This is a genomic window from Bacillus sp. GW823-FHT06B01 (assembly GCF_058952315.1).
Window position 1 is genome coordinate 19171 of the sequence record NZ_JBXAHR010000002.1, and the last position, 14248, is coordinate 33418.

Annotated in this window: 12 protein-coding genes and 1 pseudogene; 11 read left to right on the forward strand and 2 right to left on the reverse strand. The window is 39.0% G+C overall.

The genetic code is table 11. The annotated features are described in order from the left end of the window. Positions 1-85 precede the first annotated feature (85 nt). Positions 86-286: a cold-shock protein CspD gene (gene cspD, locus AC1Q8N_RS06995; protein WP_001193052.1), complete on the forward strand. Its 201-nt coding sequence runs from the start codon at positions 86-88 to the stop codon at positions 284-286. A gap of 43 nt (positions 287-329) precedes the next feature. Here the strand turns inward: cspD and AC1Q8N_RS07000 are convergent, their stop codons facing one another. Both AC1Q8N_RS07000 and AC1Q8N_RS07005 read right to left on the reverse strand, forming a co-directional pair. Beyond that, the gene (locus tag AC1Q8N_RS07000) at positions 330-1061 is read right to left on the reverse strand and encodes a yteA family sporulation protein (protein ID WP_098079229.1); all 732 of its coding nucleotides are present in this window, start codon (positions 1059-1061) and stop codon (positions 330-332) included. Positions 1062-1209: 148 nt separating this feature from the next. Beyond that, complete coding sequence (locus AC1Q8N_RS07005) at positions 1210-2163, reverse strand: 1,4-dihydroxy-2-naphthoate polyprenyltransferase (protein WP_098643175.1); 954 nt, start codon at positions 2161-2163, stop codon at positions 1210-1212. Between the two features lie 194 nt (positions 2164-2357). On the opposite strand from AC1Q8N_RS07005, the gene AC1Q8N_RS07010 reads away from it, so the two are divergent. From AC1Q8N_RS07010 to AC1Q8N_RS07055, 10 genes and pseudogenes are all read left to right on the forward strand, one after another. Continuing rightward, positions 2358-3752, forward strand: coding sequence for an isochorismate synthase (locus tag AC1Q8N_RS07010; protein ID WP_098079224.1), 1395 nt, complete (start codon positions 2358-2360; stop codon positions 3750-3752). After that, complete coding sequence (gene menD / locus AC1Q8N_RS07015; protein ID WP_048541145.1) at positions 3749-5503, forward strand: 2-succinyl-5-enolpyruvyl-6-hydroxy-3-cyclohexene-1-carboxylic-acid synthase; 1755 nt, start codon at positions 3749-3751, stop codon at positions 5501-5503. Before AC1Q8N_RS07010 ends, menD begins: the two co-directional genes overlap by 4 nt. Then, positions 5500-6312, forward strand: coding sequence for a 2-succinyl-6-hydroxy-2,4-cyclohexadiene-1-carboxylate synthase (menH, locus tag AC1Q8N_RS07020; RefSeq protein WP_098047222.1), 813 nt, complete (start codon positions 5500-5502; stop codon positions 6310-6312). Before menD ends, menH begins: the two co-directional genes overlap by 4 nt. A 68-nt stretch (positions 6313-6380) precedes the next feature. Then, positions 6381-7199 carry a 1,4-dihydroxy-2-naphthoyl-CoA synthase gene (gene menB, locus AC1Q8N_RS07025; protein WP_000963888.1) on the forward strand — a complete coding sequence of 273 codons (819 nt, stop codon included), beginning with the start codon at positions 6381-6383 and terminating at the stop codon, positions 7197-7199. A 445-nt stretch (positions 7200-7644) separates the two neighbouring features. Beyond that, positions 7645-9129 carry an o-succinylbenzoate--CoA ligase gene (locus tag AC1Q8N_RS07030; protein ID WP_176519578.1) on the forward strand — a complete coding sequence of 495 codons (1485 nt, stop codon included), beginning with the start codon at positions 7645-7647 and terminating at the stop codon, positions 9127-9129. A 12-nt stretch (positions 9130-9141) separates the two neighbouring features. After that, positions 9142-9718 (forward strand): annotated as a pseudogene (locus AC1Q8N_RS07035) (IS607 family transposase). Beyond that, complete coding sequence (locus AC1Q8N_RS07040; RefSeq protein WP_262753616.1) at positions 9715-10872, forward strand: RNA-guided endonuclease InsQ/TnpB family protein; 1158 nt, start codon at positions 9715-9717, stop codon at positions 10870-10872. Before AC1Q8N_RS07035 ends, AC1Q8N_RS07040 begins: the two are co-directional and overlap by 4 nt. Before the next feature lie 155 nt (positions 10873-11027). After that, positions 11028-12134, forward strand: coding sequence for an o-succinylbenzoate synthase (menC, locus tag AC1Q8N_RS07045; protein ID WP_098847776.1), 1107 nt, complete (start codon positions 11028-11030; stop codon positions 12132-12134). A 234-nt stretch (positions 12135-12368) separates the two neighbouring features. Next, positions 12369-13067: a response regulator transcription factor gene (locus tag AC1Q8N_RS07050; protein WP_098847778.1), complete on the forward strand. Its 699-nt coding sequence runs from the start codon at positions 12369-12371 to the stop codon at positions 13065-13067. Further along, positions 13060-14166, forward strand: a complete 1107-nt coding sequence (locus AC1Q8N_RS07055; protein ID WP_098847780.1) for a HAMP domain-containing sensor histidine kinase — start codon at positions 13060-13062, stop codon at positions 14164-14166. The genes AC1Q8N_RS07050 and AC1Q8N_RS07055 overlap by 8 nt, the downstream gene beginning before the upstream one ends. Positions 14167-14248 lie beyond the last annotated feature (82 nt).

Sequence of the window (14248 nt, forward strand, 5' to 3'; positions counted from 1 at the left end):
TGTAAGCTTGTTATACATTCATGTCCTTTATATCCACCTTTTCATGTGGATTCATAGTTTCATTTTTATTTAGGAGGTACATGACATGCAAACAGGTAAAGTTAAATGGTTTAACGGCGAAAAAGGTTTTGGCTTCATCGAAGTTGAAGGCGGAGAAGACGTATTCGTACATTTCTCAGCTATCCAAGGCGACGGCTTCAAAACTTTAGAAGAAGGTCAAGAAGTTTCTTTCGAAATCGTTGAAGGAAACCGCGGACCACAAGCAGCTAACGTTACAAAAAACTAATTAGCTAGCGAAAAAAAGCATTCCGAATTTCGGAATGCTTTTTTTATTCTTTGGAGCTAGATTCATTTGAAGATAACTCGCCTTTGAAAGTACGCTCTTCAAAGTCATCAAGCATTTGTTCATACTCTTCATGTTCTTCTGTGGCGAAAACTTGAGGATTTTTGCCATACATGTCTGTTCCTATAAAATTTTCGAAATCCTCTACATACCCAATATTTTCTTCACTATTTACGTACATGCCATTATAGTTTTTGGAATCCTGTCTTTCTAAATCGGACGGTGTTTCTGATGTCCCATAATTTGCGACATCTTGCCATGCATCTTCAGCATCGTATTCTACAGAATGATCTTCGTCGTGCTTGTGAAAAGAAGGAGCCAACACCTCTTCTTCAACTGGTCGCGTGTTCAAATTTAATTTATTTGTAGTGTGCTGAATACATGTTGTAGCGGTTGGCATTGCCTCTAATCTTTCAAACGGAATTTCTTCGCCAGATACTTCGCAAATTCCATACGTACCTTCTTCAATTTTTTGCAGGGCATGTTTTGTATCTTCTAGCTGCTTATGCCAAAATTCGATGAGCCCGAAATCTTTCTCACGTTCGTACAATTCTGTAGCCATATCACCTGGATGATTGTCATAGCTAGATAATTCTCCAACAGAATCGCGTTCAGAAGCACGATCTGTATTCTCATGAGTTTGTATTGTTTGTTCAACTTCTTGCTGTTGTTTTTCTAAAATAGATTTAAATTGATTTATTTGTTGTGGAGTTAACATAGTCGTCCACCTTCCTACAATTCAGTTTCTTTACATAGTATGAGCGTCGAGAGGAGGAATTATGAGCTGAAATTGGTATATGAAAAAGGAGCCACGTTAGCAGCTCCTTTTTATCCCGCATTAACGGGCAGTTGATTAAAGTTTCACTTTATAGGAAATATCCAAGCAATAATCCGATTCCCATGAGGAGACCGAAGATTGTATTTGTTTTTGCTGTGGCAATCATTGCAGGTACCATTTCCATTGGAATGCTTTTGCCGATAAAGCCTTTCGTCGCTTTCAATGCTTTCGGTGCACTTAAAAATACGATAAGCATCCATGGTGATACGATGTTAACGATAATTAGAGCGATTGTCCAAATATAAGAAACGATGAACATAGAAGCGAGTACACCAACGGCTCTTTCGCGTCCAACGAGAATTGCTAACGTTTTACGACCGTTTTCTTTATCGCCATCTAAGTCACGAATGTTATTAGCTAATAATATGGCACCAATTAAAATGGAGCTTGGAATAGATAGTAAAATGACTTCTGATGTTACAGTTCCAGTTTGAATAAAGAATGAAATCCCAATAATAATGACACCCATAAATAGTCCGGCTGTTAACTCTCCAAATGGTGTATATGCAATTGGAAGTGGACCGCCTGTATAAAGGTAAGCAACAGCCATACAGACAAGACCGATTGCCGCAAGCCACCAGCTAGAATTCATACAGATATAAACACCTAATAGTATTGCGATGCCGAAAAATCCAAATGCTAAGTTAAGCACCGTTTTTGGCTGAATGCCATCGCGAACGATAGCGCCGCCGATACCAACTGACCCTTCGTGATCAAGTCCTCTTTTATAATCAAAGTATTCATTAAACATGTTTGTTGCTGCTTGAATGAGAAGACAAGCGAGAAGCATCATAAGGAAAAGAGGGAGATGTATTTGATTTATGCCTCCGACCTGCATTGCATATGCTGTTCCGATGAAAACAGGAACGAAAGCTGCTGTTAATGTATGGGGACGTAGTAAACTCCACCAAATGCGCCAGCCTGTTTGCTTAATTGGCTTTGGCGCCGTAGGAGAGGAATTCGTTTCGACGTTCATTTCCATGTTGAATCCTCCTTTGGTCACATATTGTACACAACTAAGTGTAGAAAAAGCATCATTTAGTGTCAACGTTTATTTTCTAGGAAGAGAAGGTGAATTTCTCAGAAATGCTAAACGTTGACAGGCCTTTCGTTTGAGGTGTATCTTAAAATCAAGCGTAATTATGACTATTTTTCGCCCATAGGGGGGAGACAATTGTGATTCAAACGAAACAAATAGGCTTGCAAGAAGTTCTTAGTGCAGCCATTAAGCGTGCAACTGATGAAAAAATATTGGTGAGCTTCGTAAAACAAATAGACTGGATAGATCCGCTTCTGTTTTATGCAGCAGGAAAAAGGATCTCATTCGAAAATAGATGTTATTTTGCAGACCCAGCTCAGCATGTAATATTTGCTGGAATTGGCTCTGTTTTCACTATAGCAACTTCTTCTCACAAACGCTTTCAAACGGCTCGTGACGAGTGGGATAAAGTAAAAGAGAAAGCATTTGTACAAAGAGAAAGATACGAATTTGGAACAGGTCCTCTTTTATTTGGTGGATTTTCATTTGACCAAGAAAAAGAGAAAACCGACTTATGGAAAGAATTTGATGATACGACATTTTCACTACCAGCATTTTTATTAACTGTAAAAAATGAAAAAGCATGGTTAACAATGAATACATTCGTTTCAGCAACTGATTGTGCAGAAACTCTTTATAACGAAATTGTTTCTTTAGAAGAGAAAATTTTTGGGGAGAGTAAATGTGCACTTGAAGGATCGAAATTAACAGTTACTTCTAAAGTAGAAGTAGATCCGAAAGGCTGGATGAAGGCCATTGAAACAGTGCAAGATGAGATGAAGCAGGGGAACGTGCAGAAGGTTGTATTAGCGAGGGAGCTAAAAGTAGAAATGGATCATCATATTGATTCTGCTCTTGTTTTAGAAGCACTTCGCATTGGGCAACCAGATTGTTACGTATTTTCTTTTGATTATAAAGGAGCATGCTTCTTAGGAGCCACGCCAGAGAGATTAATTCGCAAAGAAGATGAGAAGTTTACTTCGATGTGTCTTGCTGGTTCAACTGGTCATGGTCAATCTATAGAAGAAAGTAAACGAAATAGTAATGCGCTTCTTCATGATGAAAAGAATTTAGCTGAACACGGTTATGTTGTGAACATGATTCGAGGAGTACTAAATGAGCACTGCGAATCTGTTAATATTCCGGAAAGTCCGGGCTTATTAACAACGAAAAACTTAATTCATTTATATACGCCTGTAGAGGCAAAAGGCGATGCAAGTCTTTTAACAATGGTAGAAGAATTACACCCAACACCAGCTCTTGGCGGGACACCTCGTTTGGAAGCGATGAAACTGATTCGTGATGTTGAATTGTTAGACAGAGGGTTATATGGTGCACCGATTGGCTGGATAGATGATGAAGGAAATGGTGAATTTGCGGTTGCACTTCGCTGCGGATTATTAAATGGCGCGAAAGCATCCTTATTTGCTGGGTGCGGGATTGTAATTGATTCAGTACCGCAACTTGAATATGAAGAAACAAGCTTGAAGTTTAGACCGATGCTTGGTGCTTTGGAGGAATTAATGAAATGAACAATCATATAGAAGCATTATCATATTATTTAGGCGCGTTCGTGGATGAACTGACGCGTCTAAATGTATGTGATGTTGTCATTAGTCCAGGCTCACGGTCAACACCGATTGCTCTACTAATGGAACAACATGAAGGAATGAACACATATTTACATGTAGATGAAAGATCAGCGGGATTTTTTGCGCTCGGTATCGCAAAAGCAAAAAAACGCCCTGTTGCGTTATTATGTACGTCAGGGACGGCAGCAGCAAACTATTATCCAGCTGTATGTGAAGCTTTTCATTCACGAGTGCCGCTTATCGTCTTAACAGCAGATAGACCGCATGAATTAAGAGATGTTGGTGCGCCACAAGCGATGAATCAATTCAATTTATACGGTACATTTGTGAAGCAATTTACAGAGATGGCACTTCCAGAAGCGAGTGAAGCGATGTATCATTATGCTCGCATGACGACGCAGCGCACGATAGCAAGCGCACTTCTAGCGCCGCAAGGACCTGTTCATCTTAATTTTCCAGTTCGCGAGCCGCTTATCCCAAATTTCTCATTAGAAAGTTTATGGGATAAAGGACGCGGGGAATATACAGGAGTAGTTCAGCAAGGGAACGTGATGATGCCGAGTGAATATGTAGATTCTCTTGTAGGGCGCCTTTCACATATGGAAAAGGGGCTTATTATTTGTGGAGATGATAGTCATTCAGAAATCGCAGCGTTTGCGGCAGAACTAGCTGAGAAAACGGGATATCCAATATTAGCGGATCCACTTTCTAACATTCGTAGCGGACATCACGATAAAACGATGGTAATCGACTGTTACGATACATTTTTACGAAATGAGCTGTTAAAAGAAACGTGGAAGCCAGAAGTTATGATTCGTTTTGGTGGGATGCCTGTTTCGAAAGCATTAACGCAGTTCATCAAAAAACAGACGAAAGCTGTTCATATCGTTGTTGACGAATCTGGACAATGGAGAGATCCAGCTCTCGTTGCGACAGAGGTTGTCCAAGCAAGTGATATTGCGTTTTGCGGTGCATTAATAGAAAAACTGCCAGTTATGAAAAAGAATGATTGGTTCGGAATGTGGCAACATATAAACGAAAAAACGAAGGAAACGCTTCGTGAAATGGAAACATATGAAACTGCATTTGAAGGGAAAGTTATTACGGATATCGTCCGCGTACTACCAGAAGGGGCAACGTTATTTGCGAGTAATAGTATGCCAATTCGTGATACAGATTCATTCTTTTTCACATCGGATAAAAATATTCAAGTGATGGCAAACCGTGGTGTAAACGGGATTGATGGAATCATTTCGACAGCTTTAGGAGCGAGTATTATTTGCGATCCGCTCGTATTAGTTATTGGTGATTTATCATTTTATCACGATTTAAACGGATTATTAGCCGCAAAATTACATGAATTAAATATAACGATTGTCGTTGTAAACAATGATGGTGGCGGTATTTTCTCATTCTTACCACAATATGAGAAAAAGGAACATTTCGAATCATTATTTGGAACGCCAATTGGACTTGATTATGAGCATGTTGTCAAAATGTACGGCGGTTCATTTAGCCGTGTAAATGGTTGGGAGCAATTCCGAGAAGAGGTACAAAAAGGAACGACGACGGAAGGTTTACACGTTGTAGAAATTTGTACGAACCGTGATGAAAACTTAACATTGCACCGTAAATTATGGGCAAAAACGCAGGACGTAATTACTACATCGTTGCAAGGTGAATCAAAATGAACGTAACGCTGCAAGGTGTATCGTATGAATATGAAGTAGTCGGAAGCGGGGAACCACTTCTACTTCTTCATGGTTTTACGGGAAGCATGGAAACGTGGCGTTCCTTCGTCCCTTCTTGGAGTGAGCAGTTTCAAGTCATTTTAGTAGACATTGTGGGGCACGGAAAAACGGAAAGTCCTGAAGATGTAACTCACTATGATATTCGAAATGTAGCATTGCAAATGAAAGAACTATTAGATTACCTTCATATTGAAAGAGCGCACATACTTGGCTATTCAATGGGCGGTAGACTGGCGATTACGATGGCATGTCTATATCCAGAATATGTACATTCTCTTTTATTAGAAAATTGTACAGCTGGGCTCAAAAGTGAAAATGAGAGAGAAGAACGTCGTGAAAAAGATGAGCGACTTGCCGATAAAATTGAGCGAGAAGGCATCAATAGTTTTGTAACGATGTGGGAAAATATTCCGCTGTTTGAAACGCAAAAACTTTTAGCACAAAACGTACAAGAAGCAGTGCGAAAAGAAAGACTTGCTAACAATCCAAAAGGAATTGCAAATAGCTTGCGCGGCATGGGAACAGGGGCTCAGCCTTCATGGTGGAACGAGCTGCAAAACTTAAAAATACCTGTTCTTTTAATGAACGGGGAGCATGATGAAAAGTTCTTTCGCATATTAAAAAACATCGAAAAATGCGTCTCTGACGCGAAATTTGTGAAAATTGATGGTGCTGGCCATGCAATTCATGTGGAACAACCGGAAAAGTTTGATACAATAGTAAAGGGATTTCTAAAAACTATGCAGTGATGCTTGTTCATCTAAGAAGGAAGCTACACTTATAGAGGAGATCAGAAATATACAAGGAGGTAGTTGTAATGGCTATTGAATGGGTAAAAGAAGGCAATTACGAAGATATTATTTATTCAACATACAATGGTATCGCAAAGATTTCGATTAACCGTCCTGAAGTACATAACGCATTCCGTCCTAAAACGGTAATGGAGTTAATCAACGCTTTTGCACACGCTCGTGATGATGCAAATGTTGGCGTTATCATTTTAACAGGTGAAGGTGGACGTGCATTCTGTTCTGGCGGCGACCAAAAAGTTCGCGGTCATGGTGGATATGTAGGTGACGACCAAATCCCTCGTTTAAACGTATTAGACTTACAACGTCTAATTCGCGCAATTCCTAAACCAGTTATCGCAATGGTAGCAGGTTATGCAATCGGTGGTGGACACGTACTTCATATCGTATGTGACTTAACAATCGCTGCAGACAACGCTGTATTCGGACAAACAGGTCCTAAAGTAGGAAGCTTTGACGGTGGATACGGAGCTGGTTACTTAGCTCGTATGGTAGGCCACAAGAAAGCTCGCGAAATTTGGTACCTATGCCGTCAATACAGCGCACAGGAAGCGCTTGATATGGGCTTAGTAAACACAGTAGTACCATTAGAAGAACTTGAAGCAGAAACAGTACAATGGGCACAAGAAATCTTAGCAAACAGCCCAATGGCACTTCGTTTCCTAAAAGCTGCATTCAACGCAGACACAGACGGTCTAGCTGGTATTCAACAACTAGCTGGAGATGCAACGTTATTGTACTACACAACTGACGAAGCAAAAGAAGGTCGTGACGCGTTCAAAGAAAAACGCAGTCCGGACTTCGGTCAATTCCCTCGTTTCCCTTGATCAAACCAAAAGCGGAAGCGGCTCGCTTAGAATGTGAGGGGGATGGAGCTTCTGACGAAGAGGCGCTTTTTGCCTCGTAGGAAGAAGTGAAGCCACCGAACATTCTAGCCGCTGTAGCTGGATGAAACCAAAAGCGGAGCCGACTGTTTAGCCTCGTAGGCTAAGGTTCTTTCGCACAGAAAGTGTTTTTTACTTTCTCGTGCGGAAGGTTCTTAGACGGAAGGGGCTAGGAGGCGCAGCTAGATGAAACCAAAAGCGGAAGCGGCTCGTTTACAACAAGAGGGCGTTGGAACTCCTGACGAAGAGGCGTTTTTTGCCTCGTAGGAAGGCGTGAAACGACCGACTGTTCTAGCCGCTGTAGCTAGATGAGATCAACCGGAAATAAAACAACTAAGAGACTTGATGTCATATCAAGTCTCTTTCTTTCATGAAAGGAGAATGTATGATGGAGACGATGCCAAATTGGTTAAAGCAACGTGCATTTTTAACACCAGATCGCACTGCAATTGAAATAGAGGAAGAGAAAGTTACTTTTATGCAGCTGCATGAAAAAGTAGTATCTGTTTGTGAACACCTCACGCATGTAGGAGTGAAGCGTGGGCAAAAGGTGGCTGTTCTGATGAAAAATGGTATGGAGATGATTACAGTTATTCACGCCCTATCTTACGTAGGTGCAGTAGCTGTGCTTTTAAATACGCGTCTTTCAAGAGAAGAGCTACTTTGGCAAATCGATGATGCTGAAGTTATATGCTTAGTGACGGATCAAGATTTCGAGGCTAAGGATGTTCTTGTATATTCGTTCGCCGAAGTGATGAATGGATCGAAGGCGGAAGCCTCTATACAAGAAGAATTCTCTTTAGAAGAAGCGATGACAATCATTTATACGTCAGGGACGACAGGAAAACCGAAAGGCGTTATTTTAACGTACGGCAATCACTGGGCAAGCGCAGTCGGTTCTTCGCTTAATTTAGGACTTCGTGATGATGATTGCTGGTTAGCTTGTATGCCAATGTTCCACGTTGGCGGGCTATCTCTTTTAATGAAAAATGTTATGTACGGAATGCGTATTTTACTCGTTCCGAAATATGATGCTGATTTTATTCATAAAGCACTTCAAACGAGAGGTGTTACGATCATTTCTGTCGTTTCTAAAATGTTAACTGATTTATTAGAGAGACTTGGAGAAGAGACATATCCATCTTCTTTACGATGTATGTTACTTGGCGGAGGACCAGCGCCGAAACCGTTATTAGAAACTTGTGTAGATAAAGGAATTCCTGTGTATCAAACGTACGGTATGACAGAAACGTCGTCGCAAATTTGTACGTTATCAGCAGATTATATGTTAACGAAAGTAGGATCAGCTGGGAAACCACTATTTCAGTGCCAACTTCGTATTGAAAAAGATGGCGTAGTAGTACCGCCGTTTGTGGAAGGCGAGATCGTAGTAAAAGGACCAAACGTAACAGGCGGTTACTTTAACCGTGAAGATGCGACACGCGAAACAATTCAAAACGGATGGCTTCATACTGGTGACCTCGGTTATTTAGACGAAGAAGGATTTTTATACGTACTAGATCGCCGCAGTGATTTAATTATTTCTGGCGGAGAGAATATATATCCGGCTCAAATTGAAGAAGTGTTACTCTCTCATCCGATGGTAGCAGAAGCTGGTGTTGTCGGTATGGCTGACGATAAATGGGGACAAGTACCTGCTGCTTTTGTTGTAAAAAGTGGAGAGGTAACAGAAGAAGAAATTCTGCATTTTTGCGAGGAGAAATTAGCAAAATATAAAGTGCCTAAGAAAGCGTGTTTCTTAGAGGAATTACCACGAAATGCTTCGAAAAAATTGTTAAGACGAGAGTTAAGAGAATTAGTGGGGGAGAAAGAAACAGTAAACAAAAACATAGACAAAAGTAGGCATATATAATAAAAAGTAATTATGAAACAATATAAACCAAAAGAATTTTCAGAAATGCTTAATGTCTCTGTTAAGACATTGCAAAGGTGGGACAATCAAGGTGTTTTACCTGCTTAGCGAAACCAAAAAGGAAGAAGATACTATACAGAAGAACAGTATAAGGTATATATGAGTATTCAAGAAGAAAATAAAGTAGGCGAAGTAGTTATTCAAATCCAGGTCAGAAAGATGATTTAGAAAATCAGGTTGAGTTTCGCAAATGCACGAGGGATAATTGTAGATAAAGTTATCAAAGGTATTGGTAGCGGATTAAACTACAAAAGAAAACAGTGGAATAAACCTGATTGACAGTTGTATGGAAAGAAATATTTCGACTATCATCATTGCACACAAAGATAGATTTGTACGTTTTGGATATGATTGGTTTGAAGAGTTTCTTCGTAAAATGGGAGTGGAAATTATGATTGTTAACAATGAAAAACTATCTCCTCAAGAAGAACTTGTTCAGGATTTAATATCTATCATTCATGTATTTAGCTGTAGAATATATGGGTTGAGAAAATACAAAAAGAAAATGTCGGAGGATGAAGACTTATGAAAAGAGCATATTTAATAGAAATCAAACCGACAACTGAACAAGTTAGTAAAATCCATCAAACTATTGGGGTATGTCGATATGTATATAACCTGTATATCTCTAAAAATAAAGAGGCATATGAGTCGGAGGGGAAATTTCTTAGTGGCTATGACTTTTCTAAATGGTTAAACAACATTCATACAAAAGAGTGTGACCAGTGGATTAAAGAAGTGTCGAGCAAAGCGGTAAAACAAGCGATTATGAATGGAGATAAAGCTTTTAAGCGATTTTTTAAAGGTTTATCTCAGTTTCCAAGATATAAAAAAAAGAGGAAGCAAGATGTGAAGTGCTACTTTCCGAAAAACAACAAAACAGATTGGACAGTAGAAAGACATAGAGTCAAAGTTCCTACAATTGGTTGGATAAGGTTAAAAGAGTATGGATATATTTCAAAAAATACAACTGTAAAAAGTGGTACAGTCTATCAAAGAGCAGGAAGATACTATGTGTCTATACTCTGTGAAGTGAAAGAGGTAAAACCAAATGCAACACTCAATGCAGTAGGTCTAGGAATTGATTTGGGAATTAAAGACTTCGCTGTACGTAGCGATGGAAAAACTCACAAAAATATAAATAAAACAGTACAAGTAAAAAAGATAGAAAAACGGTTAAAACGTGAACAACGCTCTTTATCACGCAAATTTGAAAATATAAGAAAGAGAGGTGAACAACCTGTTACTAATAAAAGAGCGAATATAAACAAAAATATTCTTAGGGTGCAACAACTACATGCTAGGCTAGCAAATATTCGATTAGCGTATGTAAAGTCTATTGTAAATGATGTGGTGAAAACCAAGCCAATGTTTATTACAGTAGAAGATTTGAATGTGAAAGGTATGATGAAGAACAAACATCTATCTAAAGCTGTAGCGCAACAATGTTTTTATGCTTTTAAAACATGGTTATCAACGAAATGTAGGGAATATGGAATTGAACTACGGCAAGTGGACAAATTCTATCCATCTTCTAAAATATGTTCATGTTGCGGTCAAAAAAAGTCGGATTTAAAGCTGTCTGACCGAGTATATACATGTGATTGTGGAAATGTAATGGATAGAGATTTAAATGCATCTATCAACCTTTTACAAGCAAAAAAATATACAATACTAACGTAAATAGATTGTATATATGTACGGTGGGCTACATCGGAATTTACGCCTGTGGAGTGTCACAGCAAACTGTAGTAGCGAGTGATTAGCGAGGCAGGGCACTTAGAAGCAGGAATACTCTAAGAATATACATTTGTCTATATTTTTAGTAGCAGATGTAAGTGGAAATAAAAAAAGCGACACTTCATATAACGGAAATGCCACTCGTCATTCCGTTTGCTGCAAGCTACGGAACGTATGAAAAGCGTGAAAGTATCGTCATTGAATTAGAAAATACGGACGGATACATTGGATTTGGCGAAGTTGTTGCGTTCTCTGAACCGTGGTATACGGAAGAAACGGTGAAGACAGCGCTACATGTACTTCAAGATTTTTTAATACCGGATTTATTGAAAGCTGAAATTTCTCATCCGAATGAAATACCAGAGTTGTTCAAGCGTATAAAGAGAAACAGAATGGCAAAGGCCGGAATTGAAGGGGCTGTTTGGGATTTATATGCAAAGCGTCAAAAGAAGTCATTAGCGACATTGCTTGGCGGAACTAGGACTGAAATTGAAGTAGGCGTTGTGATTGGTATCAATACAATTCCGGTTATGTTAAAACAAATTGAGAAGTATGCAGAAGAAGGATATGAGCGTTTTAAAGTGAAAATAAAGCCAGAGCACGACTACGAGTTATTGAAAGAAATTCGTAAAGAGTTTCCAAGCATCCCGTTAATGGCTGATGCAAATTCAGCGTATACATTAGCGGATACGGAGAAACTGAAACGATTAGATGAATTTCAATTGATGATGATTGAACAACCGCTAGCGGATTACGATTTTCTTGATCATGCACAACTGCAAAAGAAAATGGAAACGCCGATTTGTTTAGACGAAAGCATCCATAGTTTAGAAGACACGCGCGTTGCGATTACGCTTGGCAGTTGCCGAATCGTTAATATTAAACCAGGGCGAGTGGGTGGATTAACAGAATCCATTCAAATTCATGATTACTGCATGGAGCATAACATATCAGTTTGGTGCGGTGGTATGGTAGAGATGGGGATTTCACGAGCACAAAATGTTGCGCTTGCTTCACTGCCAAACTTTACGATTCCAGGTGATATATCTGCCTCTAGTAGGCACTGGGAGAAGGATATTATTTCGCCGGAAGTGATGCTTGAGGGCGGAAAGGTGATTGTACCGCAAAGTGTTGACACTGAGTATGAAGTAAATCGAGGAAGGCTGGCGGAAATCACGAAGCAGCGGATTGTGTTTGAGCGGTAGGTTGAGTCTTTAAAATAGCGGGCGAATTTCGTCGGTAATTGTCGGTAAGTCGATATCCCTTGTCGAAACGTCGATATATTAAAAAAATCGTTGATATATTTCAAGTTGTGTTCGATATATTTGAAAAATCGTCGATATAATTTCATTTACTAAGGTTACTCTCATGAGTAACCTTTTCGTATTGTACAAATTGGATAGACTAGTTTACAATCGAGCGTATAAAGGGGGAGTAAAATGAAGCGCATTTCAATTTTAATAGCGGATGATGAGGCAGAAATTGCTGATTTAATTGAGATACATTTAGAAAAAGAAGGTTACCACGTCGTGAAAGCAGCTGATGGAGAAGAGGCAATTCAGGTTATTGAAACGCAGCCAATCGACTTAGTGGTTCTAGATATTATGATGCCGAAAATGGATGGTTATGAAGTGACACGCCAAATTCGCGCGAAGCATCATATGCCAATCATTTTCTTAAGTGCGAAAACGTCTGATTTTGATAAGGTGACAGGTCTTGTATTAGGCGCAGATGATTATATGACGAAACCTTTTACACCGATTGAATTAGTTGCGCGTGTAAATGCACAATTACGCCGATTTCTGACGTTAAATCAGCCGAAAGTAGCAGAGAATAAATCTGCTTTAGAGGTAGGTGGAGTCGTTATTGATCCTGAGCGAAGAACTGTAAATGTGTACGGAGAGCAAGTTGAATTAACACCGAAAGAGTTTGATATTTTGTATTTATTAGCGAGCCATCCGAAGAAAGTGTACAATGTGGAAAATATTTTTCAGCAAGTATGGGCCGATGATTATTTTGAAGGCGGAAATACAGTTATGGTACATATCCGTACGTTGCGGAAAAAACTTGGGGAAGATAAAAGAAAGAATAAGTTAATAAGAACAGTGTGGGGAGTAGGTTATACTTTCAATGGCTAAAAAGATGAAAAGTTTTCGCTCGAAGATGGTTATGCTATTTGCGTTAAGTATGATATTTGCTGGTGGCGTAACCTATATCATTTATGAAGGATTACGGATTTATTATAAATTAGTCGTTCGTTTTGAGGATCCATTAGCTCAATTTCGTTCCATGGTAAGACAAATTGGGGATGTTAATTTCTTTTTAATTATTTTCATCCCTCTATCCATTATGTTTTTCTTCTTCCTTACTAGACCGTATGTAAAATATTTTGATGAGATTTCGAGCGGGATTCATCATTTGGCGAACGGAGATTTTACAAATGAAGTGCGCGTGTCCTCAAATGATGAGTTTGGATATATCGCACGTGAAATAAATGTAGCGAGTGAAAAATTAAAGGAAGCAGTAGAACGAGGAGACTTTGCAGAAAGTAGTAAAGACCAACTCATTGTTAACTTAGCTCACGATTTAAGAACGCCGTTAACATCTGTTTTAGGATATTTAGATTTAATTCTTAAAGATGAGAATTTGACGAAGGAACAAATTAAACACTTTTCCACAATTGCTTTTACGAAGTCCGAAAGGCTGGAAAGTTTAATTGATGAATTATTTGAAATCACAAGAATGAATTATGGGATGCTGAAGCTGGACAAAAGACCAATTGATGTAGGTGAATTGCTTATTCAGTTAGATGAAGAATTATATCCGTTATTAGAAAAGAAGGAATTAGAAGCGAGATTGAATATCACGCCGCAGTTACCTATTAACGGTGACGGGAAATTATTAGCGAGGGTATTTGAAAATCTTTTAACGAATGCGATTCGCTACGGGTATGATGGAAAGTTTGTTGATGTGAACGGGTATATTGAAGGTGAAGAGGTAGTCGTACAAATTATTAATTACGGAGATAGCATTCCAGAAGGAGATTTACCGTATCTTTTTGATATGTTTTATACAGGTGATAAGGCAAGATCAGAGCAACAAGGTGGTACAGGCCTTGGGCTATTTATTGCGAAAAATATTGTTGAGCAGCATGACGGGACGATTTCTGCTGAAAGTAATGTGATTAGAACGATATTTGAAGTGAGATTGCCAAAAGAAGAGATCGAAGCAGTTTAATAAAAATTTAAACTTTATCCCACTTTTTATTTTAATAGTTTTTTCTATTCTATACGTAAGTTACGTTAAGGAGGAACTAGAG

Coding starts and splice junctions, on each gene's coding strand:
- AC1Q8N_RS07050 (WP_098847778.1), top strand. CDS start 12,369: ATGAAGCGCATTTCAATTTTAATAGCGGATGATGAGGCAGAAATTGCT.
- AC1Q8N_RS07030 (WP_176519578.1), top strand. CDS start 7,645: ATGGAGACGATGCCAAATTGGTTAAAGCAACGTGCATTTTTAACACCA.
- AC1Q8N_RS07005 (WP_098643175.1), bottom strand. CDS start 2,163: ATGGAAATGAACGTCGAAACGAATTCCTCTCCTACGGCGCCAAAGCCA.
- cspD (WP_001193052.1), top strand. CDS start 86: ATGCAAACAGGTAAAGTTAAATGGTTTAACGGCGAAAAAGGTTTTGGC.
- menB (WP_000963888.1), top strand. CDS start 6,381: ATGGCTATTGAATGGGTAAAAGAAGGCAATTACGAAGATATTATTTAT.
- menH (WP_098047222.1), top strand. CDS start 5,500: ATGAACGTAACGCTGCAAGGTGTATCGTATGAATATGAAGTAGTCGGA.
- menD (WP_048541145.1), top strand. CDS start 3,749: ATGAACAATCATATAGAAGCATTATCATATTATTTAGGCGCGTTCGTG.
- AC1Q8N_RS07040 (WP_262753616.1), top strand. CDS start 9,715: ATGAAAAGAGCATATTTAATAGAAATCAAACCGACAACTGAACAAGTT.
- AC1Q8N_RS07000 (WP_098079229.1), bottom strand. CDS start 1,061: ATGTTAACTCCACAACAAATAAATCAATTTAAATCTATTTTAGAAAAA.
- AC1Q8N_RS07055 (WP_098847780.1), top strand. CDS start 13,060: ATGGCTAAAAAGATGAAAAGTTTTCGCTCGAAGATGGTTATGCTATTT.